We start from the raw sequence: 21123 nt of genomic DNA, 5'->3' as shown, positions 1-21123 counted from the left end.
ACGGGGGTCCGCGCTGTGCGCGTGGGCGCGGGCCAGCAGCGCACCGGTCATCCGGCCGTAGTCGTCCACCTGGTAGGCGTCCCGTACGGGACGCCCCACCACTGCGTTCAGGTACTCACCAGGTCACGGCCGCGGCCCCCGGTCAGGGGCCGTTCGCGCCGCCGTCCTGGCCGCCGGTCCTGCCCTGGTTGCCGCCGATGAGGTCGGGGAAGGTGATGTCGCCGAACGGGTCGTCCTGGCCCGGCTTCTCGTCGCCGTCCTCGCCCTCCTTGTCGCGGCCCTTGTTCTTGTCCTTGTCTTCCTTCGGCTTCGCCCGGGGTACGGAGACCGGGTTGAAGGTGGGCGTCTCGGAGGCGTTCAGCGCTCCGGTCATCGCCGTCCGCCAGATGGGACCGGGCAGACAGCCACCGCAGACCTTGTCGTAGTACTGGCCGCCGATGGTGATGTTGAACATCCCGCGCTTCTCGCCGACGTCGTCGCCGACCCAGACCGCGGTGGACAGGTTCGGGGTGTAGCCGACGAACCAGGCGTCCTTGCGGTCGTCGGTGGTACCCGTCTTGCCCGCGTTGTCGCGGTCGGTGAGACCGGCCTGGGTGCCGGTTCCGTCCTCGACGACGCCCTTGAGCATCTGGTTGATCATGTCGGCGGTGTTCTCGCTCATCGCCCGGTCACAGGCGGTCTTCGGCACCGGCAGTTGCTTGCCGGCCCGCGTGGTGACCGTCTCGATGGCGATGGGGGTGCAGTACGTACCGCGGTTGGCGAACGCGGCGTAGGCGGTAGCCATGCCCAGCGGGGTGTTCTCCGCGACCCCGAGGGTGACCGAGGGGTCCTCGCCGAGCTTCCTGCCGTTGCCCGCCTCGTACCCGAGCTTCTTCGCCATGGTGACGGTCTCGCAGAGACCGACCTTCTGCTCCAGCCGCGCGAAGTAGGTGTTGATGGACTTGCCCAGCGCGCTGGTCAGGTCGTACGGCCCCTTCTCGGACTCGAGCTCGTTCTGCACGGGCCACTGGTCCGACCCGGTCGGGCTGCCGGAACAGTCCCGGTAGTCGCTCTTCTCCATGATGATCTTCCACGGGTCGTCGTAGACCGTGGTGGGGCTGATGCCCTTCTCCAGGGCAGCCGCCGCGGTGAAGGGCTTGAAGGTGGAGCCGACCTGGAAGCCGTACGTCGTCCCGCCCATGGCGCTGCCGACGGCGAGGTTGATCACCGTCTCGTTCTTCGTCCCGTCGAGCCCGTACGGCCGTGACTGACCCATCGAGAGGATCTTGCCGGAGCCGGGCTGGACCTGGACGACCGAGGCGGCGACGCCGTCGGTCTTGTTGACGCGGGAGGTGGCGGCCTCGTTGGCCGCGGCCTGCGCCTTGGGGTCGAGGGTGGTCTTGATCGTCAGACCGCCCAGGTCCCACAGCTTCTTCCGCTCGGCCTCCGTCTTGCCGAAGGCCGGGTCGGACAGGACGGTCTTGCGGACGTAGTTGCAGAAGAAGCCGGCGCCCTCGACGGCGGTGATGCAGCCGCTGCGGGGCTTGCTGACCTTCAGGCCGAGCGGGGACTCCATGGCCTTGTCGGCCTCGGCCTGCGTGATGTTCTTCGTGGCCGCCATGCGCTGCAGCACGACGTTGCGACGCTTGGTCGCCTCCTGCACGTCGTTGACCGGGTCGTAGCGGCTCGGCGACTGGACGATGCCGGCCAGGAGTGCCGCTTCCTGCAGCTTCAGGTTCTTCGCCGGCTTGGAGAAGTAGCGCTGCGACGCGGCTTCGATGCCGTACGCCTGCTGACCGAAGAACGTGATGTTGAGGTAGTTCTCCAGGATCTTCTTCTTGCCGAGCTCTTCCTCGACCTGGATCGCGAACTTGAGCTCACGGACCTTGCGGCCCAGCGTCTGCTGGGTGGCCTCCAGGACCTTCGCCTGGTCGTCGCCCGCCTCCTCGACGAAGACGTTCTTCACGTACTGCTGAGTGAGGGTCGACGCACCCTGTGCCGCCCCGCCGGCCTGCACGTTGCGGTTCATCGCCCGCAGGATGCCCTTGAGGTCGACGGCCCCGTGCTCGTAGAAGCGTGAGTCCTCGATCGCGATGATCGCGTCCTGCATGTACGGGGAGATGTCCTTGAGCGGGACAACGGTCCGGTCGCGGGAGTAGTCCGTCGCGATGAGACCGCCGCCGCTGTCCAGGATCGTGGTGCGCTGACTGAGCGGTGGCGTCTTGAGGTTGGAAGGGATTTCGTCGAATCCCTCGACCGTCCCCTTGGCCGCGAGGCCGAGCACTCCGGCTGCCGGCAGTGCGATACCTGCCAGGACAGCTCCGGATAGTGCGGCGACACCGAGGAACTTGGCGGCCTGCTGGGTCGTCGTGAGACCCCCGCCCGAGCGCTTCTTTGGCATGGGGGCAGCCTAATCCGAAGTTATGAGCGAACCGCAGGAGCGGGTGCTTCTCGGAGCGTTCGAGTACCAGACCGTGACATCCGGAGGCAGTCGGCCGTCGAGGCGGCGTCGAGGCGACGGCAGCCTGACCACACAGCCGCCGAGTGGCACCGGAGTCTCTTTCTCCGTGACGTGAACCGAGGACTCATCCCCTGAACTTGACGGCATGGCAACGTGAGGTGTCTACGTTCTCATTCGCCGGACAGGCATATATGCGTTGGCCTAAGCTGCTCTCAACTGTCACAGCAGTCCGGTTTCGTTTCAACCCCCCGTGCAGTTCCAGCCATCTTCGTACGCACCGTCTTCGCGACCCGAGGCGCTCCCGAATTCGCCTCTTGTGTCACGGAATGCCCACGGCGACTTGGGTGCACTGTCCCTATTTGAGGGTGATGGTCTCGTATGTCCTCACCTCACTCCTCTGGGTGATCTGCCGCGTACGCATAGTCCGTTCGGGCCATCGAAGATTGGGCCCGAAGGGGGTGTTGTGCCGTCCCTGCCTTCCGTAACGTCCTCAACTGGTGGCGGTGAATATGCCGCCGCCGCCGTGGGGGAGCCTCGATTCGGGAGAGGACGGCGCCGGCATGGGCTGGGTAACCGACTGGAGTGCGCAGGCAGCCTGCCGCACTACCGATCCGGATGAACTGTTCGTACAAGGGGCAGCGCAGAACAGAGCCAAGGCGGTGTGCACCGGTTGTCCGGTGCGGACCGAGTGCCTGGCGGATGCGCTGGACAATCGCGTCGAATTCGGCGTGTGGGGCGGAATGACGGAACGGGAGCGCCGCGCGCTGCTGCGCCGACGACCGACCGTCACGTCCTGGCGCCGCCTGCTGGAGACCGCTCGTAGTGAGTACGAGCAGTCGACGGGCATCCTGCCCGCAGCGGTCGACCTGGACGACGACGTACTGCATGAGACGTACGCCGCCGTGGGGTGAGCGCGCATGAGCCGCCCGTTCCCCGCGTGGGGTTCGGGCGCGTAGGGCCTACGCAGCTCCGGCCGGAGCGGAAACGGAACCGGCCGCGAGCCGGTCTCCGATGGCTCGGAGACCTGCGAGGTCGTGCACATCGCCGGGCAGTGCGGCCACTTCCGTGACCGCGACCTCGGGGTGGAGCGTGGTGAAGCGGTCGCGTGTGCGCTCTTCGCGCGCGACCACCTGCATACGCTCGGCGTGCAGTCGCAGGAGACCTGCGGTCAGCTGTTCGACCGAATGTGGCGTGTGCGGCTCGTTCTGTTCATCCGGCTCGTGCGTGTGCGACGCGTGCGGCTCGTGCGACGCGTGGGGTGCGTGCGGCTTGTCGTGGTCGTCCGGGGGCAGCGGTGTGTCGCGGGCTTCGGGAGAGGCGCCCTTCGGGTCCGCCGGGTCACTGAGGGCAGCCTGCCCGGTCGACTGATCCACAATGCCGCTGTCTTCAAGATTTTCCGCAGCGGCCAGCGCACGCTCGGCGGTCAGCCGGGAAGCCTCGCTGCCGTGCACCCGGTTGAGCACCAGACCGGCCAGGGGCATCTCCTCCGCGGCCAGTCGCTCCACGAAGTACGCGGCCTCGCGCAGCGCGTCCCGCTCCGGCGTGGCGACGACGAGGAAAGCCGTGCCGGGCGCCTGAAGCAGTTTGTACGTGGCGTCCGCCCGGGTGCGGAACCCACCGAACATCGAGTCCATCGCGGTGACGAAGGTCTGTACGTCCCGGAGGAACTGACCGCCGAGCAGCTTCCCGAGGGTCCCCGTCATCATCGACATGCCGACATTGAGGAACTTCATCCCCGCCCGGCCGCCGATCTTCGCCGGAGCCACCAGCAGCCGGATGAACTTGCCGTCCAGGAACGACCCCAGCCGCTTGGGCGCGTCGAGGAAGTCCAGCGCGGAACGCGAGGGAGGGGTGTCGACGATGATCAGGTCCCACTCGTCGCGCGCCCGCAGCTGCCCCAGCTTCTCCATCGCCATGTACTCCTGCGTGCCCGCGAAACCGGCCGACAGGGACTGGTAGAAGGGGTTCTCCAGGATCGCGCGGGCCCGGGCGGCATCGGTGTGCGCCTCGACGGTCTCGTCGAAGGTCCGCTTCATGTCGAGCATCATGGCGTGCAGTTCACCGCCGCCCTCGCCGTCGATGTCCTCGACCCGGCGAGGGACGTTGTCCAGCTGGTCGATCCCCATGGACTGGGCGAGCCGGCGGGCGGGGTCGATGGTGAGGACCACCGCCTTGCGCCCGCGCTCCGCGGCCCGTACGCCGAGCGCCGCGGCGGTCGTGGTCTTGCCCACTCCGCCCGATCCGCAGCAGACGATGATCCGGATCTCCGGATCGTCCAGCAGCGCGTCCGTGTCCAGCCCCGGCGCGACGTCCGAACCCGGCGTCATGAGCCCTCCTCTTCCCCTATGCCCTGTTTACGGAGCTCCGTCGCCAGGTCGTACAGGGCGGGGAGATCCACCCCCTCGCCGAGCAGCGGGAGTTCGGCCATGGGCAGCTCCAGGCCGGCCAGCACGGTGCGCTGCTCGCGCTCCAGCGAGACCCGCTGCGCGTGCTCGGCCGCCTGCTCGACCAGGGGCCGTACGAGCGCCGCCGACCCGGTCACACCGGCCCGGGTCAGCGTCTTCGCGATCTCCTTGCGGCGGGCTCCCGACGCGGTCCGCAGCGCGTCCTCGTCCAGCAGGTGCGGGCGCACCATGTTCACGATGACCCGGCCCACCGGCAGCTCGGCGGCGCGGAGCTCGGCGATGCCGTCCGCGGTCTCCTGGACCGGCATCTCCTCCAGCAGCGTCACGAGGTGGACCGCCGTCTCCGGGGACTTCAGGACCCGCATCACGGCCTGCGCCTGATTGTGTATCGGCCCTATCCGGGCCAGCCCGGCCACCTCGTCGTTCACGTTGAGGAAGCGCGTGATGCGGCCGGTGGGAGGCGCGTCCATGACCACGTGGTCGTAGATGAAACGTCCCTGTTTGTCCTTGCGGCGCACGGCTTCGCACGCCTTCCCGGTCAGCAGGACGTCCCGGACCCCCGGTGCGATGGTGGTGGCGAAGTCGATCGCGCCGAGCTTCTTGAGCGCCCGGCCGGCGCTGCCCAGTTTGTAGAACATCTGGAGGTAGTCCAGGAGGGCCCGCTCGGCGTCGATCGCCAGGGCATGCACCTCCCCGCCGCCTGGCGCGACGGCGATCTTGCGCTCCTCGTAAGGAAGGGCCTCCGATTCGAAGAGCTGGGCGATGCCCTGTCTGCCCTCGACCTCGACGAGGAGGGTGCGCTTGCCCTCGGCCGCGAGGGCGAGCGCGAGGGCGGCGGCGACCGTGGTCTTACCGGTACCGCCCTTGCCGCTGACGACCTGGAACCTGCTCACTCCTGGAGCCTAACCAGTCGTGCCCCGGGCTACGCACGAGACCGCACGTGCCAGGCATTACAGTCGGCGCTATGACCAAGTGGGAATACGCGACCGTGCCCCTTCTCGTGCACGCGACCAAGCAGATTCTGGACAACTGGGGCGAGGACGGCTGGGAGCTCGTCCAGGTCGTGCCCGGCCCGAACAACCCCGAGCAGCTCGTGGCGTACCTGAAGCGGGAGAAGCCGTAGTGGCGGGCGTCGTCGAAGCACGCCTCGCCGAGCTGGGCCTGACGCTCCCGGACGTCGTCCCGCCGCTCGCCTCGTACCAGCCCGCCGTGCAGTCCGGGGTGTACGTCTACACCTCCGGGCAGCTGCCGATGGTGGAGGGCAAGCTCGCCGTGACCGGCAAGGTCGGCGCCGAGGTCACGCCCGACGAGGCGAAGGAGCTCGCCAGGACGTGCGCGCTCAACGCCCTGGCGGCCGTGAAGTCCGTCGCGGGTGACCTGGACCGGATCGCACGGGTCGTGAAGGTCGTGGGCTTCGTCGCCTCCGCCTCCGACTTCACCGGCCAGCCGGCCGTGATCAACGGTGCGAGCGAGCTGCTGGGCGCCGTCCTCGGTGACAAGGGTGTGCACGCACGCAGCGCCGTGGGCGTCGCGGTGCTGCCGCTGGACGCACCGGTGGAGATCGAGGTCCAGGTCGAGCTCGTCGAGGCCTGACCCGTACCCGCTGTACGACGTGATCCCGTCCGGTCCCCGTGACCGGGCGGGATCGTCCGTGTACGGGGCACGTACGGACCACCCGGGGCCTCGAACATCGTGGCGGTTCCGGATAGCCTCCGGCCATGTCCAATGGTCAGTGGTACCCACCGGAATGGCCCGACCGGATCCGGGCCCTCGCCGCAGGCGAGCTGACGGCCGCGACCCCCAGGCGGGCCGCCACCGTGATGCTGCTCCGGGACCCCGCCGCGGACATCGGCGGCGCCCCGGCGGTGCACATGCTGCGCCGCCGGACCTCCATGGCGTTCGCCGGAGGCGCGTACGCCTATCCGGGTGGCGGTGTCGATCCGCGCGACGACGACCACCTGGTCGGCTGGGCCGGTCCTTCGCTGGAGCGCTGGGCCGCGCGCCTCGGCGTCGCGACGGTCACCGAGGCGCAGGCCATCGTCTGTGCGGCGGTCCGCGAGACGTACGAGGAGGCCGGCGTCCTCCTGGCGGGGCCCACGCCCGGGACGGTCGTCAGCGACACGACGGGCGCGGACTGGGAGGCGGACCGTGAGGCGCTCGTCGCCCGGGAGCTGTCCTTCGCCGAGTTCCTGGACCGGCGGGGTCTGCTGCTGCGCTCCGACCTGCTCGGCGCGTGGGCGCGCTGGATCACCCCGGAGTTCGAACCGCGCCGCTACGACACCTGGTTCTTCGTCGCCGCGCTTCCCGAGGGCCAGCGCACCCGCAACGCGTCCACCGAGGCCGACAGGACGGTGTGGATCACCCCCGGCGAGGCTGCGGACGGTTACGACAGGGGCGAACTGCTGATGATGCCGCCCACCGTGTCCACGCTGAGGGCGCTCAGGCCGTACGGGACGGCCGCGGAGGCCCTGAAGGCGGCAGACGCCCAGGACCTCACTCCCGTGCTCGCACAGGCCCGCCTGGACGGGGAAGAGCTGGTGCTGAGCTGGCCGGGGCACGATGAGTTCACCAAACACATCCCCACCGGGGGCGCGGGAGGCGAGGGCGCATGAGTGACGCGGCGGCACTCCCAGGGCAGCCGCGGGGCGGAGTCCTCTCCGGCCCGGCCACCGCCCGCACGGTCAACGTCCTCGCCCCGAACCCCTCGGCGATGACGCTGGACGGTACGAACACCTGGATCGTGGCCGAGCCCGGTTCCGACCTGGCCGTCGTCATCGACCCGGGACCCCTGGACGAGAGCCACCTGCAGGCGGTGATCGACACCGCCGCGCGGGCCGGACGGCGTATCGCGCTCACCCTGCTCACCCACGGACACCCCGACCACGCCGAGGGCGCGGCACGCTTCGCCGAACTGACCCGCACGAAGGTGCGCGCCCTGGACGCCGCGCTGCGCCTGGGCGACGAAGGACTCGGCGCGGGCGACGTGATCACCACCGGCGGCCTCGAACTCCGGGTCGTCCCCACCCCCGGGCACACCGCGGACTCGCTCTCGTTCCACCTGCCGGCGGACAGGGCCGTGCTCACCGGCGACACGGTGCTGGGGCGCGGTACGTCGATGGTGGCGCACCCGGACGGGCGGCTGGGTGACTACCTCGACTCGCTGCGGCGGCTTCGCTCACTGACGGTCGACGACGGGGTGCACACGGTCCTGCCGGGGCACGGTCCGGTCCTGGAGGACGCGCAGGGGGCACTGGAGTTCTATCTCGCGCACCGGGCGCACCGCCTGGCCCAGGTGGAGACGGCGGTGGAGTCCGGCCACAAGGCGCCGTCGGACGTCGTGGCCCACGTCTACGCGGACGTGGACCGCTCGCTGTGGCCGGCGGCGGAACTGTCGGTCCGGGCACAGCTGGAGTACCTGACCGAGCACGGGCTGATCTGAGGTCTCCCGTCCCGCTGCTCCGGGCTGATCCGAGGTCTCACGTCCCGCTGCTGCCGGGCTGATCCGAACGGGTCCCCGGGCGTGCCGGGAACGCGCGAGGGCCCCGCCGTCGGCGGGGCCCTCGCGCGGTGTCACGGGATCGGTGTCACAGGGGTCCCTGTGACGAAGGGACCACGCTGTCGCAGGGGTCAGCGGGAGCGCTTCGCCAGCCGCTCCACGTCCAGCAGGATCACCGCGCGCGCCTCCAGGCGCAGCCAGCCGCGCCCGGCGAAGTCCGCGAGTGCCTTGTTGACCGTCTCGCGGGAAGCGCCGACCAGCTGGGCCAGCTCTTCCTGGGTCAGGTCGTGCACGACGTGGATGCCCTCCTCCGACTGCACGCCGAAACGGCGCGACAGGTCGAGGAGCGCACGGGCGACACGGCCCGGCACATCGGAGAAGACCAGGTCGGACATCTGGTCGTTCGTCTTGCGCAGCCGCCTGGCGACAGCGCGCAGGAGCGCGGTGGCCACCTCGGGGCGTGCGTTCAGCCAGGGCTGGAGGTCGCCGTGGCCGAGGCCGAGCAGCTTGACCTCGGTGAGTGCCGTCGCGGTCGCCGTACGGGGGCCCGGATCGAAGAGCGACAGCTCTCCGATGAGCTCGCCGGGACCGAGGACGGCCAGCATGTTCTCGCGCCCGTCGGGGGAGGTGCGGTGGAGCTTCACCTTGCCCTCGGTGACCACGTACAGGCGGTCGCCCGGGTCGCCCTCGTGGAACAGCGCGTCACCGCGCGCGAGGGTCACCTCACTCATCGAGGCGCGGAGCTCCGCGGCCTGCTCATCATCGAGCGCCGCGAAAAGCGGGGCGCGCCGCAGAACGTCGTCCACGAGTTCTCTCCTTGTCGGCCTGTTCAGGGAACCGTGGTCCCCATGATGCCGGACGGTAAAACAGTGCGATCAATCACAAACCAGTTTGACGCACGGGAGTGCCCGACCGTACGGCAGGGGGCCGATTGGGCGCGTATGCGCAGTGACCGGGGCGGATGTCAGTGCCTGGCCCTAGGCTGGCCGGGTGTCCAGAATGCCGGTGAGAGCGCAGGTCGAGGGGGCTGATGGGGTGTCGGAAGACCCTGGTTCCGCTGTGGGCGAACGGCTCGCGCACCGTCCCCGAAATGCCACAAAACGCCCGGATGAGGCCGCCGCGGTGAATCCCGCGGCGAAGGCTGCGAAGACGAAGGCTGTGAAGACGACGAAGGCGGAAGAACCAGCGAACCGGGCTGACGCGGCCGGCGCGTCGAAGGCCGGGAAGGCGGTGAAGGCGATCAAGCCGCCGAAGACGCCGAAACCGGAATCGCACCTCGCGATGGTGCGCCGTGCCCGCCGGATCAACCGCGAGCTCGCCGAGGTCTACCCGTACGCCCATCCCGAGCTGGACTTCCGGAACCCGTTCGAGCTCCTCGTCGCCACGGTGCTCTCGGCGCAGACCACGGACCTGCGGGTCAACCAGACGACTCCCGCCCTGTTCGCCGCCTACCCGACGCCCGAGGACATGGCGGCGGCCGTCCCGGAGAAGCTGGAGGAGCTGATTCGGCCGACCGGCTTCTTCCGGGCCAAGACGAAGTCGCTGATAGGCCTTTCGACCGCCATCCGGGACAACTTCGGCGGCGAGGTCCCCGGCCGTCTCGCCGATCTCGTCACGCTGCCCGGGGTCGGCCGCAAGACGGCCAACGTCGTCCTGGGCAACGCGTTCGGGGTCCCGGGCATCACGGTGGACACCCACTTCGGCCGGCTGGTCCGCCGGTGGAAGTGGACCGACCAGGAGGACCCCGAGAAGGTCGAGGCCGACGTGGCCGCGATCTTCCCGAAGAGCGAGTGGACGATGCTCTCGCACCGGGTCGTCTTCCACGGCCGCCGCGTCTGCCACTCCCGTAAGCCCGCCTGCGGCGCCTGCGCCATCGCCCCGCTCTGCCCCGCGTACGGGGAGGGCGAGACGGACCCGGAGAAGGCGAGGAAGCTCCTGAAGTACGAGCTGGGCGGCTACCCGGGTCAGCGCCTCAGCCCTCCGCCCGACTACCCGGGCAAACCGGCACCGCCCCTCGGGGCCGAATGAGGGACGGGCACTGCCCGAGCCGTACTGGACCGAGCGGAATGGCCCCGGAACGAAATGGCCGATGACAGGCGTTGTGGAACGGAGGGGGTGCATATGACGCACGCACAGAGCATGAGGTCCGCTCCGATGCCGTCGTCCGGCGTGCCCGCCGAGGACGGTTCCGGCGGGTCCCACGGGGACGGGGTCCCTGTGACCACGGAGGGCCTGCCCGGGTGGCTCGGCCCGGTGGTCCGCGCGGCGGAGACCGTCGGGGCCCGGCAGCTCAGCCGCTTCCTGCCGCCCGAGAGCGGTGGGGGCCGCCAGTCCGCCGTGCTGATCCTCTTCGGCGAGGGCGAACGCGGCCCGGAGCTGCTCCTCATGGAGCGCTCCACATCCCTGCGCTCCCACGCGGGCCAGCCGTCCTTCCCCGGCGGCGCGCTGGACCCGCAGGACGGCGACCCGGCGACCACGGGGCCGCTCAGGGCCGCTCTGCGGGAGGCCGAGGAGGAGACGGGCCTCGATCCGCGGGGCGTCCAGATCTTCGGCGTGCTGCCCCGGCTGTACATCCCGGTGAGCGACTTCGTCGTCACACCGGTCCTCGGCTGGTGGCGGGCGCCGAGTCCGGTCGGAGTCGTGGACCCGGCCGAGACCGCCCGGGTGTTCACCGTCCCCGTGGCGGATCTCACGGATCCGGCCAACCGGGTGACCACCCTGCATCCCAGCGGTCATCCGGGCCCGTCCTTCCTGGTCGAATCCGCCCTCGTCTGGGGATTCACAGCCGGTGTGATCGACCGGATCCTGCACTTCGCAGGCTGGGAACGCCCATGGGACGCGACCAGACAGGTGCCGCTCGACTGGCGCCCATGACAGGCTGACTGCTCCATCCCGTGCTGCGCTGCTTTGGCCCGGCCCGGATCCCGTCGGACGGACGACGGGCCAGGTGACGATTCTGCGAGGCTAGAGACGGTGAACGTGCTGGACATCCTGCTGCTGGTCGGCGCCGTGTGGTTCGCGGTCATCGGCTACCGCCAGGGCTTCGTCGTCGGCATCCTGTCGGTGATCGGTTTCCTGGGCGGCGGACTCGTCGCCGTGTACCTGCTGCCGTTCATATGGGACCAGGTGACCGACGGATCCGAGGTCTCCTCCACGGCCGCCGTCGTCGCGGTCATCATCGTGATCGTGTGCGCGTCGGCGGGCCAGGCGTTCACCACACACCTGGGCAACAGACTCCGCCGGCACATCACGTGGTCGCCGGCCCGCGCCGTGGACGCCACCGGCGGTTCCCTGGTCAACGTCGTGGCGATGCTCCTGGTCGCCTGGCTGATCGGCTCCGCCCTGGCCGGGACGTCGCTGCCCACGCTCGGCAAGGAGGTCCGCAGTTCCAAGGTCCTCCTGGGCGTCTCGCGTGTGATGCCGGATCAGGCGTCCACGTGGTTCACGGACTTCTCATCCGTGCTGGCCCAGAACGGCTTCCCCCAGGTCTTCAGCCCGTTCGCCAACGAGACCATCACCGAGGTCCAGGCCCCGGACCCGGCACTCGCGGGCAGCCCCGTCGCCGCCGATGCCATGAAGTCCATCGTCAAGGTCGAGGGCATGGCTCCCGGCTGCGGCAAGCTCCTCGAAGGCACCGGCTTCGTCTTCGCCGAGCGCCGTGTCATGACCAACGCCCATGTCGTCGGCGGAGTCGACGAGCCGACCGTGCAGATCGGCGGCCAGGGACGGCTGTACGACGCGAAGGTCGTCCTCTACGACTGGGAGCGCGACATCGCCGTACTGGACGTGCCGGACCTCCGGGCCAAGCCCCTGCGCTTCAGTGACCGCGACGCGGAGACCGGCGACGGCGCGATCGTCGCGGGCTTCCCGGGCGGCGGCGACTACGACGTACGCTCCGCGCGGGTGCGCGGGCGCATCGACGCCGACGGCCCGGACATCTACCACCGGGGCACCGTCCGCCGCGACGTGTACTCGCTCTACACGACCGTGCGGCAGGGCAACTCCGGTGGCCCGCTGCTCACTCCGGACGGAAGGGTGTACGGAGTGGTGTTCGCCAAGTCCCTCGACGACCCGGACACCGGCTACGCGCTGTCGGCCGACGAGATCCAGCGGGACATCGAGATCGGCCGTACCGCGAACCAGCAGGTCGACAGTCAGAGCTGCGCCCTTTAGGCACTACCCGTCAGGGCCGTGACATACGGCCCTGACATACGGCTCCGACCCACGGCTCTGACCTACGGCGCTGACGTCACGGTCCGGCGCCTCCGGCCGGGATCAGGCCGGATCCGCCGGAGATCCGCCGGACAGATCAGCCCCGGCGGATTCGTCGGCAGACCCGCCGGACAGCCCTCCAGGGCCTCTCTTCCGAGAGGCCCTGGAGGGGACTGCGGTCAGGTCGGCGGAAAGGTGACCACGTCATCCACGCGGATGACGCAGCCGCGCCGAGACCCAGCGGGCCCGGCGGCGGAGAATGCGCGGGATTCCAAGCTGGGGATCATGAAAATCATGCACTTCGTGCACCCGGCCCTGTGGGCCGCCCCCCTCATGAGTGCTCGGACCGACCGTTGCGGTCGAGCGGCGGTTGCGTGCTGCGTCACCGAAGTCGTGCGTCCAGCCCATACTTCGACGTCTGCCCGGCACCCAAGGTCGGTAATCGTGCGGGAGTCAGCCAATTGGCCTATGCGGCAGGCAATTGGCTGTTCGTCGCACACGCGTGCGCCCGGGCTAGCGGTCGGGCTCGGGATCCTTGAGCCAGTTGATGAGTTCGGTCGAGAACCCCACCGGATCCTCCTCGTGGGGGAAGTGCCCCAGACCGTCGAAAAGTCGCCAACGGTACGGCGCCTCCACGTACTCGCCGGAGCCCGCGGAGCTCCGCGTCCGGATCGCCGGATCGAGTGAACCGTGCAGGTGCAGCGTCGGTACGCGCACCGGCCGCTTCATCCGCCGGTTGAACTGCACACCGTCCGGACGAGCCATGGACCGCACCATCCAGCGGTACGGCTCGATCGAGCAGTGGGCCGTCGACGGGATCGTCATCGCGCGCCGGTAGACGTCCAGCGCCCCGTTGTCGGGGAAGTCCGGGGTGCCGGGCCCCGACCATTCCGTGATCAGCCGGCCCACGAGGGCCGCGTCGTCCGCGACGAGTCCGCGCTCCGGCAGCCACGGCCGCTGGAAGCCCCAGACGTACGAACCGGCCCGGGACTGCGAGAAGTCGGAGAGCATCGCGGACCGCCAGCGGCGCGGGTGCGGCATCGAGGAGACCACGAGCCGTCGGACCAGCTTCGGCCGCATCACGGCGGCGGTCCAGGCGAGGTAGCCGCCGAGGTCGTGGCCGACCAGCGCGGCGTCCGGCTCGCCGAGCGAGCGGATCACGCCGGTGACGTCGAGGGCCAGGTTGGCCGGGTCGTACCCCCGGGGCGTGCGGTCGCTGCCGCCGACCCCCCGCAGGTCCATGGCCACGGCCCGGAAGCCGGCGTCGGCCAGTGCGGTCATCTGATGGCGCCACGTCCACCAGAACTGCGGGAAGCCGTGGAGCAGGAGTACCAGGGGGCCGTCGCCGAGCTCGGCGATGTGGAAGCGCGCACCGTTGGCGGCCACGTCCCGGTGGGTCCATGGGCCGTCGAGGCGTACGGGACTGCCGGGACCGGCCGGGCCCAGGGGGCTCGCTGCCGGACCGGACGCACGGAAATCGGGGGGCGTCATGTGGACGAGCGTGCCACAGCGGATGCCTTGTCCTGGACCGGGGCGCTTTCGATGGCCTTGTCCGCCAGGGTGCTGCCACCCGACGTGACGGCCGTTCCGGGCAGGGGTTCGCGGCGGGGGTGGGGCTTGACGCCCTGGAGGACGGCCGCGGTCTGCTTGGCCGAGGCGATGGACCTCTCCGGCGGCTTGAGCTGGCCGAACTTGACCTTCGCGAGCAGCGCGAAGAGCGCGCCGAGCACGATGTACGCGCCACCGACGATCAGGAAGCACCAGGCGAGCCCGAGGCCCGAACTGTGGATCCAGTAGGCGAGAGCGAAGCTGAACATGGGGATGGAGGCCAGGAACAGCACTCCCATGATGGCGCCGGCGACACCCCCCACCGCGCCACGCTTCACGTCCTGCCGGAGTTCTGCCTTGGCCAGCGCGATCTCGTCGTGCACCAGTGCCGACATCTCGGCCGTCGCCGAAGCGACCAGCTGTCCGAGACTGCGGTCGCCGTTGCCCGCGTAGTTGCCGGGGTCGCTCATCCCTGACTCCCTCTCCTCTTCAACACATCCGGTGTCAGATCATGCCGGACTGTCCGTCTCACTGCTCGTTGCCCCCGCCGCTCGGGCCAGCCGCCGGTGCTCGGCGGCCTTCCTTTCGAGGATCGCGGCCATCCGGAGGTGGTACTCCGGGTTGTCCTGCTCGTAGACGTCCGGGACACCGTCCTGGTCCTCGTCGAGCTCCTCGGCGTCGTAAAGGGCCTTGTATCGACGTACCCGCAGTTTGAGCAGTACACCGGAGAGTACGGCCGCAATCAGGGAACCGATGAGCACTGCGGCCTTGATCTCGTTGACCATCTCGCCGTCGCCCTCGAACGCGAGCTCCCCGATGAGCAGGGAAACGGTGAAGCCGATACCGGCGAGCGACGCGACGGCGAGGAGATCCGCCCAGGCCAGGTCCTTGTTGAGCTCCGCCTTGGTGAAGCGGGCGGCGAGCCAGGTGCCGCCGAAGATGCCGACGGTCTTGCCGACGACGAGCCCGAGGACGACGCCGAGCGTTTCGGGCCGGGTGAAGACGCCGGCGAGCGCGTTGCCCTGGAGGGAGACTCCGGCGGAGAACAGTGCGAACAGCGGGACCGCGAAACCGGCGGACAGCGGGCGCACCAGGTGCTCGATGTGCTCACCCGGGGAGTGCGCCTCGCCCTCACGCACCGTGCAGCGCAGCATCAGGCCCATGGCGACACCGGCGATGGTCGCGTGGACGCCGCTGTTGTACATCAGCCCCCAGATGACCAGGGCCAGCGGTACGTAGACGTACCAGCCCTTGATCCCGGCACGCAGCAGGAAGTAGAAGACGACCAGGCCGACCGCCGCGCCGCCGAGCGCCAGGAAGTCGATGCTGTCGGTGAAGAAGACCGCGATGATCAGGATCGCGAAGAGGTCGTCGACCACGGCGAGGGTGAGCAGGAACGCGCGCAGTGCGGCGGGCAGTGAGGTGCCGATGACCGCGAGGACGGCGAGCGCGAAGGCGATGTCGGTGGCGGTGGGGACCGCCCAGCCGGTCATGGAGCCGTCGCCGACGAACACGGTCAGGGCGTAGACGAGGGCGGGGACCGCCATTCCGCAGAGCGCGGCGATCACCGGGAGTGCGGCGGCCTTGGGATCCTTCAGTTCACCCGCGACCAGTTCACGCTTGAGCTCGACGCCCGCGACGAAGAAGAAGATGGCGAGCAGGCCGTCGGCTGCCCAGTGGGTCACGGAGAGGTTCAGCCCCAGTGCCTCGGGCCCGAAGTGGAACTGACTGACCGACTCGTAATTCTTCCCGAAGGTATTCGCCCAGATCAGCGCGGCGACGGCAGCTGCCAGCAGGATGACGCCGCCGACCGTCTCGGTGCGCAGGGCTTCGGCGACGTAGTTCCGCTCGGGCAGGGAAAGGCGGCCGAGGACGGTACGACGGGGGGAAGGCGGGGTGGGAGTGGGCGCGGCCACGGTGGAGACCTCCGGGTCGGTACGGCAGCGGGCATGGCTGAAGCACTTGCCGACCAGACTTCCCGGCGCACCTGTTGGAGATTTCTTATTGCGTTGTTGACGAAGCCTCACTGTACCCGGGCGCTCGGAGCCGTATCGAACGATCTTCAGGCTAAACGCCCGAGGGGCACCCGGCTCGTCGCCGGATGCCCCTCGTCGCCCGTGCTCTCCGCCAGCGGCTGTCAGTCCTCGGAGGAGGACGGCAGCTGCGTCGTGATCAGGTCCATCACGGTCGAGTCGGCCAGTGTGGTGACGTCACCGACCTCCCGGTTCTCGGCGACGTCGCGCAGCAGGCGGCGCATGATCTTGCCGGAGCGGGTCTTGGGCAGCTCGGCGACCGGCAGGACCCGCTTGGGCTTGGCGATCGGGCCGAGCGTGGTCCCGACGTGGTTGCGCAGTTCCGCCACCAGTTCGGCGGAGGTGGTGGCCGTGCCCCGCAGTATCACGAAGGCCACGATGGCCTGGCCGGTCGTCTCGTCGGCTGCGCCGACCACGGCGGCCTCGGCGACGGCCGGGTGCGACACGAGGGCGGACTCGACCTCGGTGGTGGAGATGTTGTGCCCGGAGACGAGCATGACGTCGTCGACCCGGCCCAGCAGCCAGATGTCGCCGTCCTCGTCCTTCTTGGCGCCGTCGCCCGCGAAGTACTTGCCTTCGAAGCGCGCCCAGTAGGTGTCCAGGAAGCGCTGGTCGTCGCCCCAGATGGTGCGGAGCATGGAGGGCCACGGCTCGGTGAGGACGAGGTAGCCGCCTCCGCCGTCCGGGACCTCCCGGGCCTCGTCGTCGACGACCGTGGCGGAGATGCCGGGCAGCGCGCGCTGCGCCGAACCGGGCTTGGTCGCCGTCACCCCGGGCAGCGGCGAGATCATCATCGCGCCGGTCTCGGTCTGCCACCAGGTGTCCACGATGGGGCACTTGTCGGCGCCGATGTGCTTGCGGTACCACATCCACGCCTCGGGGTTGATCGGCTCACCGACCGAACCCAGTACGCGCAGCGACGACAGGTCGAACTTGGCGGGGATGTCGTCACCCCACTTCATGAACGTACGGATCGCCGTCGGCGCGGTGTAGAGGATGGTGACGCCGTACTTCTGCACGATCTCCCAGAAGCGCCCCTGGTGAGGGGTGTCGGGAGTGCCCTCGTACATGACCTGGGTGGCGCCGTTGGCCAGCGGGCCGTAGACGATGTACGAGTGCCCGGTGACCCAGCCGATGTCGGCGGTGCACCAGTAGACATCGGTCGCCGGCTTGAGGTCGAAGACCGCGTGGTGGGTGTAGGCCGCCTGGGTGAGGTAGCCGCCCGACGTGTGCAGGATGCCCTTCGGCTTACCCGTCGTACCCGAGGTGTAGAGGATGAACAGCGGATGCTCCGCCTCGAACGCCTCGGGGGTGTGCTCGGCCGACTGCCGGGCGGTGATCTCGTGCCACCACACGTCGCGGCCCTCGGTCCACGCCGTGTCCTGGCCGGTGCGCCGCACGACGAGGACGTGCTCGACGGAAGGGATACGGGCGACGGCGTCGTCGACCGCGGGCTTGAGCGCGGAGGGCTTGCCTCGGCGGTATCCGCCGTCGGCGGTGATGACGACCTTGGCGTCCGCGTCCTGGATGCGGGCGGCGATGGCGTCGGCGGAGAAGCCTCCGAAGACCACCGAGTGCGCGGCGCCGATGCGGGCGCAGGCCAGCATCGCGACGGCGGCCTCGGGGATCATCGGCAGATAGACGGCGACCCGGTCGCCCGCGACGACACCGAGTTCGGTGAGTGCGTTGGCGGCGCGGGAGACCTCGTCCTTGAGCTCCGCGTAGGTGAGGGCGCGGGTGTCGCCGGGCTCGCCCTCGAAGTGGATGGCGACGCGGTCTCCGTTGCCCGCCTCGACGTGGCGGTCCACGCAGTTGTACGCGACGTTCAGCTTGCCGTCCGCGAACCACTTCGCGAAGGGCGGGTTGCTCCAGTCGAGCGTCTCGGTCGGCTCCGTGTCCCAGCTCAGGCGGCGGGCCTGCTCGGCCCAGAAGCCCAGCCGGTCCGCCTCGGCCCGCTCGTACGCCTCCGCTGTGACGTTGGCGTCGGCGGCCAGCTCGGCAGGCGGAGCGAACTTCCGCTCTTCCCGAAGCAGGTTGGCGAGGCTTTCGTTGCTCACGACTTCTCCCAGTCCCAGGGTGTCCGTTGTGTCCCGGGGCATAGCTCATCAGGCCAAAGGCCGGGTGACAAGTGTCTGCCGGGAATTGGTTTAGACCTGTGTTCTCGTGTATGGGGCCACAGACCCCGCTTCCGCGAGCAGTCGGGTGCGTCGCGGAAGCGGGACCACAAGGTCTCACGGACCGGGCGGGCGTGCGGTTCAGGAAGGCGCGCGGGTCGGGACGGGCGCGCCGCCCCGGTCCGCCCTGCGGGCATGTCGTCCCGTCGGACCGGCTGGGCGGCGTGTCGTCCCGTCAGGTGTGCCGAAGGGCGCGCCGCGCGGCCGGTCGCGGACGGCGCGCCATTCCCTCAGGCGGGTGCCCCGGCGTCGAGGGCGGTGCTGAGGTCGACGCCGGGGCCGACCCGGTCGAAGACCTCGTCGTGCCCCGTACCCGCACTGGCCCCCTCGGACAGCAGGTACGCCTGGGCCTCGCCCACGTGGAAGTACATGCCGTGCAGCTCCAGCGTGCCGTCCGCCAGCCGGCGCGCCACCGATTCGTGCGCCCGCAGATGGTCCAACTGCTGGACCACATTGGTGAGGCAGAGCTGCTCCACCGCGTCGGTGGGGAGCCGTCCGGAGATCCGGGCCCAGGAGTGGTGGCGCGATGCCATCCGCTCCAGGCTCGGCAGGCCATGCCGCAGCCAGCGCCACAGCGGCGTGCGAGGGGTGCGCGCCTCGGCGCCGAGCAGTGCCTGCATGGCGCCGCAGCCGGAATGCCCGCAGACGGTGATGGACCCGACCCTCAGCACATCGACCGCGTACTCGATGGCGGCGGCCACCGAGTCGTCGCCGCTCTCTGTGGTCTCCGTGTCCGGCGGCGGAACGAGGTTGCCCACGTTGCGCACGGTGAAGAGGTCGCCCGGGCCGCTCGACGTGATCATGCTGGTGACCAGCCGGGAGTCGGCGCAGGTGATGAAGAGCTGGGAGGGCCGCTGGCCCTCGGCGGCCAGCCTGGCCAGCTCCTCGCGCACCAGAGGAGCCGTATTGCGCTGGAACGAACTGAGGCCGTTGAGCAGCCGGTGCGCTCCGGCCGGCCGTGGAGCACCACCTGCCGTCGAGCCCCGTGGGTCCGTGCCCGCTGCCGCGCCTGCCCCCGTGTCGTCGACCCCCCAGGGCTTGGACGCGCCGCGTCCTGTGGCGTCCTTCGCGGTGAACCCGGCGCGGGTCGCGGTGGCGTGCTCGGACCGGTCGTGGCAGTGGTGATTGCGCCAGGGGGTCCAGGGGCGGCAGCAGGAGTGCTCCGCCGCGGCGGGCTCGGCGACCCGGCTGCCCGACCTGCCGGTGAAGACGACATGGCCGCCCTGGGCGAGCTGGGCACTGCGCCAGTCCTGGATCGTCTCGAACGCCGCGTGATCCATGAAGAAGCCGTCCAGCTCGACGATCGCGTCGACCCCGTGGGGGAGCTGGCCAAGCATCCTGCTGAGTCGCGGCACCGCCAGGAACGTCAACTGGCCGCGAACGGTCACCAGGTGGCGTCCGTCCTGCTCCGTCACCGTGATCCGGGTGCGGGCCAGCCGGTGCAGTGCGACGGCCACCGCCACGGCGACACCGAGGGCCACGCCCTTGAGTACGCCGAAGAGGACGACGCCGGTGATCGTCGCCCCGTACACCAGGAATTCGCGGTGCTTGTGGACGTTACGGATGTGGGCGAAGCTCACCATCTGGATGCCGACCATCATGACCAGGGCGGCGAGCGCGGCCAGCGGAATCCATTCGAGCACCGTGACGAGCAGGGCGGCGGCCAGCAGCACCCAGAGGCCGTGCAGCACGGTGGCCGCGCGGCCGGTCGCGCCGGCCCGTACGTTCGCCGAACTGCGCACCGCACCGCCGGAGATGGGCAGGCCGCCGAGGAGCCCGGCCAGCGAGTTGGCGACGCCCTGACCGCGCAGTTCGCGGTCGAGGTCGGAGCGACCGACCGGCTCGTGCCCGGACGGTTTGCCGCCGGAGCGGCCGGCCGTGCGGTCTGCCGCCATCTTGTCCACGGCGACCGCCGCGAGCAGTGACTCCAGGCTGGCCACGAGCATGACGGTGAACACCGCGGTGGCCAGCGCGAGAACGGGGCCCTGCGGCATCTCCGGCAGGGCGTGCGAGCGCCAGGACGGCAGGTCGACCCGGGTGATTCCCGGAGTCGCGAGGGCGGCGGCCGCGGTCGCGATCGCCACGGCGGCAAGCGCGGCGGGCACCCTGCGCACCATCTGGCCGGCCCTCCCCGGGAGGCGCGGCCACAGCACCAGGACGGCGATGGTCAGCGAGCCGATCAGCGGGGCGGCCGGGCTGATTCTCTCCAACTGGGCTGGCAGGGCCAGGGCGTTGTCGATGACGGAACTCTGGGGTGAGCCGCCGAGCACGATGTGCAGCTGGGCCAGGGCGATGGCCACACCGATCCCGGCAAGGGTGCCGTGAACGATGGCGGGGCTGACGGCGAGTGCGCTGCGTGCCGCTCTCAGGGAGCCCAGCAGGATCTGCAGAAGTCCGGCGCCGACGGTGATCGCGCAGGTGGTGCGCCAGCCGTAGACCTGGATCAACTCGGCGGTGACGACGGTCAGTCCGGCGGAGGGTCCGCTGACCTGAAGAGGGGTGCCGCCGAGCAGTCCGGCGACGATGCCGCCGATGGCCGCGGAGACCAGACCGGCCTGGAGCGGGGCGTCCATGGCGACGGCGAGGCCGAGCGACATGGGGACAGCGATGAGGAAGACGGTGATCGACGCGGACAGATCCGCGCCGGCGATGCGGAAGCGGCGTCCGCCGGGTGGCGGTGGCGGGCTGTGCGGGCGCTTGATTCCCGACGCGGGGGAAGGGCGCGAGTCGCGGGATGAGTGGTCACTACGGGCGGGGGCGCATGAAGACATGTTCCCGTCTCCTCCGGGGCAGCGCGGTCGCGGAACGTGGGGGA

General features: G+C 70.1%; 18 protein-coding genes. 8 read left to right on the top strand and 10 right to left on the bottom strand.

Going from position 1 to position 21123, the window contains the following annotated elements:
* Positions 1-142 precede the first annotated feature (142 nt).
* A complete protein-coding gene (locus tag AB0C82_RS30675; RefSeq protein WP_362848287.1) occupies positions 143-2380 on the bottom strand; it encodes a transglycosylase domain-containing protein in 2238 nt (745 codons plus the stop codon).
* A 620-nt stretch (positions 2381-3000) separates the two neighbouring features.
* Between AB0C82_RS30675 and AB0C82_RS30670 the strand changes: the two genes are divergently transcribed.
* A complete protein-coding gene (locus AB0C82_RS30670; protein WP_362848593.1) occupies positions 3001-3351 on the top strand; it encodes a WhiB family transcriptional regulator in 351 nt (116 codons plus the stop codon).
* Positions 3352-3399: 48 nt separating this feature from the next.
* On the opposite strand, the gene AB0C82_RS30665 is transcribed toward AB0C82_RS30670, so the two are convergent.
* Both AB0C82_RS30665 and AB0C82_RS30660 read right to left on the bottom strand, forming a co-directional pair.
* Positions 3400-4767, bottom strand: a complete 1368-nt coding sequence (locus AB0C82_RS30665) for an ArsA family ATPase (protein WP_362848284.1) — start codon at positions 4765-4767, stop codon at positions 3400-3402.
* Positions 4764-5738 (bottom strand): ArsA-related P-loop ATPase, encoded by a 975-nt coding sequence (locus tag AB0C82_RS30660; RefSeq protein WP_362848282.1) that lies wholly within the window; start codon positions 5736-5738, stop codon positions 4764-4766. The genes AB0C82_RS30665 and AB0C82_RS30660 overlap by 4 nt, the downstream gene beginning before the upstream one ends.
* Positions 5739-5809: 71 nt before the next feature.
* Here AB0C82_RS30660 and AB0C82_RS30655 point away from each other — a divergent pair, with 71 nt between their 5' ends.
* From AB0C82_RS30655 to AB0C82_RS30640, 4 genes are all read left to right on the top strand, one after another.
* Positions 5810-5968, top strand: coding sequence for a DUF4177 domain-containing protein (locus AB0C82_RS30655; protein ID WP_362848279.1), 159 nt, complete (start codon positions 5810-5812; stop codon positions 5966-5968).
* Positions 5968-6438: a RidA family protein gene (locus AB0C82_RS30650; protein WP_362848276.1), complete on the top strand. Its 471-nt coding sequence runs from the start codon at positions 5968-5970 to the stop codon at positions 6436-6438. The genes AB0C82_RS30655 and AB0C82_RS30650 overlap by 1 nt, the downstream gene beginning before the upstream one ends.
* A gap of 125 nt (positions 6439-6563) precedes the next feature.
* Positions 6564-7457 carry an NUDIX hydrolase gene (locus AB0C82_RS30645; protein ID WP_362848273.1) on the top strand — a complete coding sequence of 298 codons (894 nt, stop codon included), beginning with the start codon at positions 6564-6566 and terminating at the stop codon, positions 7455-7457.
* Complete coding sequence (locus tag AB0C82_RS30640; protein WP_362848270.1) at positions 7454-8284, top strand: MBL fold metallo-hydrolase; 831 nt, start codon at positions 7454-7456, stop codon at positions 8282-8284. Before AB0C82_RS30645 ends, AB0C82_RS30640 begins: the two co-directional genes overlap by 4 nt.
* A gap of 188 nt (positions 8285-8472) precedes the next feature.
* Here AB0C82_RS30640 and AB0C82_RS30635 read toward each other — a convergent pair whose 3' ends face one another.
* Positions 8473-9147, bottom strand: a complete 675-nt coding sequence (locus tag AB0C82_RS30635) for a Crp/Fnr family transcriptional regulator (RefSeq protein WP_014046869.1) — start codon at positions 9145-9147, stop codon at positions 8473-8475.
* 229 nt (positions 9148-9376) lie between these two features.
* Between AB0C82_RS30635 and nth the strand changes: the two genes are divergently transcribed.
* From nth to AB0C82_RS30620, 3 genes are all read left to right on the top strand, one after another.
* The gene (gene nth / locus AB0C82_RS30630) at positions 9377-10369 is read left to right on the top strand and encodes an endonuclease III (protein WP_362848267.1); all 993 of its coding nucleotides are present in this window, start codon (positions 9377-9379) and stop codon (positions 10367-10369) included.
* Positions 10370-10495: 126 nt separating this feature from the next.
* The gene (locus tag AB0C82_RS30625) at positions 10496-11215 is read left to right on the top strand and encodes a CoA pyrophosphatase (protein ID WP_362848591.1); all 720 of its coding nucleotides are present in this window, start codon (positions 10496-10498) and stop codon (positions 11213-11215) included.
* Between the two features lie 99 nt (positions 11216-11314).
* The gene (locus tag AB0C82_RS30620; RefSeq protein WP_362848264.1) at positions 11315-12514 is read left to right on the top strand and encodes a MarP family serine protease; all 1200 of its coding nucleotides are present in this window, start codon (positions 11315-11317) and stop codon (positions 12512-12514) included.
* A 243-nt stretch (positions 12515-12757) separates the two neighbouring features.
* Here AB0C82_RS30620 and AB0C82_RS30615 read toward each other — a convergent pair whose 3' ends face one another.
* The 6 genes from AB0C82_RS30615 to AB0C82_RS30590 form a co-directional block, all read right to left on the bottom strand.
* Positions 12758-12961, bottom strand: a complete 204-nt coding sequence (locus tag AB0C82_RS30615) for a hypothetical protein (RefSeq protein WP_362848261.1) — start codon at positions 12959-12961, stop codon at positions 12758-12760.
* A 105-nt stretch (positions 12962-13066) separates the two neighbouring features.
* Positions 13067-14044 (bottom strand): alpha/beta hydrolase, encoded by a 978-nt coding sequence (locus AB0C82_RS30610; RefSeq protein WP_362848258.1) that lies wholly within the window; start codon positions 14042-14044, stop codon positions 13067-13069.
* Positions 14041-14571: a phage holin family protein gene (locus tag AB0C82_RS30605; RefSeq protein WP_362848255.1), complete on the bottom strand. Its 531-nt coding sequence runs from the start codon at positions 14569-14571 to the stop codon at positions 14041-14043. Before AB0C82_RS30605 ends, AB0C82_RS30610 begins: the two co-directional genes overlap by 4 nt.
* A gap of 39 nt (positions 14572-14610) precedes the next feature.
* Entirely contained in the window at positions 14611-16017 is a 1407-nt protein-coding gene (gene nhaA / locus AB0C82_RS30600) for a Na+/H+ antiporter NhaA (RefSeq protein WP_362848252.1), read from the bottom strand.
* 221 nt (positions 16018-16238) lie between these two features.
* A complete protein-coding gene (gene acs, locus AB0C82_RS30595) occupies positions 16239-18233 on the bottom strand; it encodes an acetate--CoA ligase (RefSeq protein WP_362848249.1) in 1995 nt (664 codons plus the stop codon).
* Positions 18234-18538: 305 nt separating this feature from the next.
* Positions 18539-21079, bottom strand: a complete 2541-nt coding sequence (locus AB0C82_RS30590; protein ID WP_362848246.1) for a SulP family inorganic anion transporter — start codon at positions 21077-21079, stop codon at positions 18539-18541.
* Positions 21080-21123: the final 44 nt, after the last annotated feature.

It is taken from the genome of Streptomyces sp. NPDC048560, assembly GCF_040650955.1.
Taxonomy (GTDB): Bacteria; Actinomycetota; Actinomycetes; order Streptomycetales; family Streptomycetaceae; genus Streptomyces.
Note: the sequence above shows the minus strand (reverse complement) of the source record. Positions and strands in the feature narration are given on the sequence as shown.

Coding starts and splice junctions, on each gene's coding strand:
- AB0C82_RS30625 (WP_362848591.1), top strand. CDS start 10,496: ATGCCGTCGTCCGGCGTGCCCGCCGAGGACGGTTCCGGCGGGTCCCAC.
- AB0C82_RS30610 (WP_362848258.1), bottom strand. CDS start 14,044: ATGACGCCCCCCGATTTCCGTGCGTCCGGTCCGGCAGCGAGCCCCCTG.
- AB0C82_RS30645 (WP_362848273.1), top strand. CDS start 6,564: ATGTCCAATGGTCAGTGGTACCCACCGGAATGGCCCGACCGGATCCGG.
- AB0C82_RS30670 (WP_362848593.1), top strand. CDS start 3,001: ATGGGCTGGGTAACCGACTGGAGTGCGCAGGCAGCCTGCCGCACTACC.
- AB0C82_RS30590 (WP_362848246.1), bottom strand. CDS start 21,079: ATGTCTTCATGCGCCCCCGCCCGTAGTGACCACTCATCCCGCGACTCG.
- AB0C82_RS30605 (WP_362848255.1), bottom strand. CDS start 14,571: ATGAGCGACCCCGGCAACTACGCGGGCAACGGCGACCGCAGTCTCGGA.
- acs (WP_362848249.1), bottom strand. CDS start 18,233: ATGCCCCGGGACACAACGGACACCCTGGGACTGGGAGAAGTCGTGAGC.
- AB0C82_RS30640 (WP_362848270.1), top strand. CDS start 7,454: ATGAGTGACGCGGCGGCACTCCCAGGGCAGCCGCGGGGCGGAGTCCTC.
- AB0C82_RS30665 (WP_362848284.1), bottom strand. CDS start 4,767: ATGACGCCGGGTTCGGACGTCGCGCCGGGGCTGGACACGGACGCGCTG.
- AB0C82_RS30675 (WP_362848287.1), bottom strand. CDS start 2,380: ATGCCAAAGAAGCGCTCGGGCGGGGGTCTCACGACGACCCAGCAGGCC.
- AB0C82_RS30655 (WP_362848279.1), top strand. CDS start 5,810: ATGACCAAGTGGGAATACGCGACCGTGCCCCTTCTCGTGCACGCGACC.
- AB0C82_RS30615 (WP_362848261.1), bottom strand. CDS start 12,961: ATGGGCTGGACGCACGACTTCGGTGACGCAGCACGCAACCGCCGCTCG.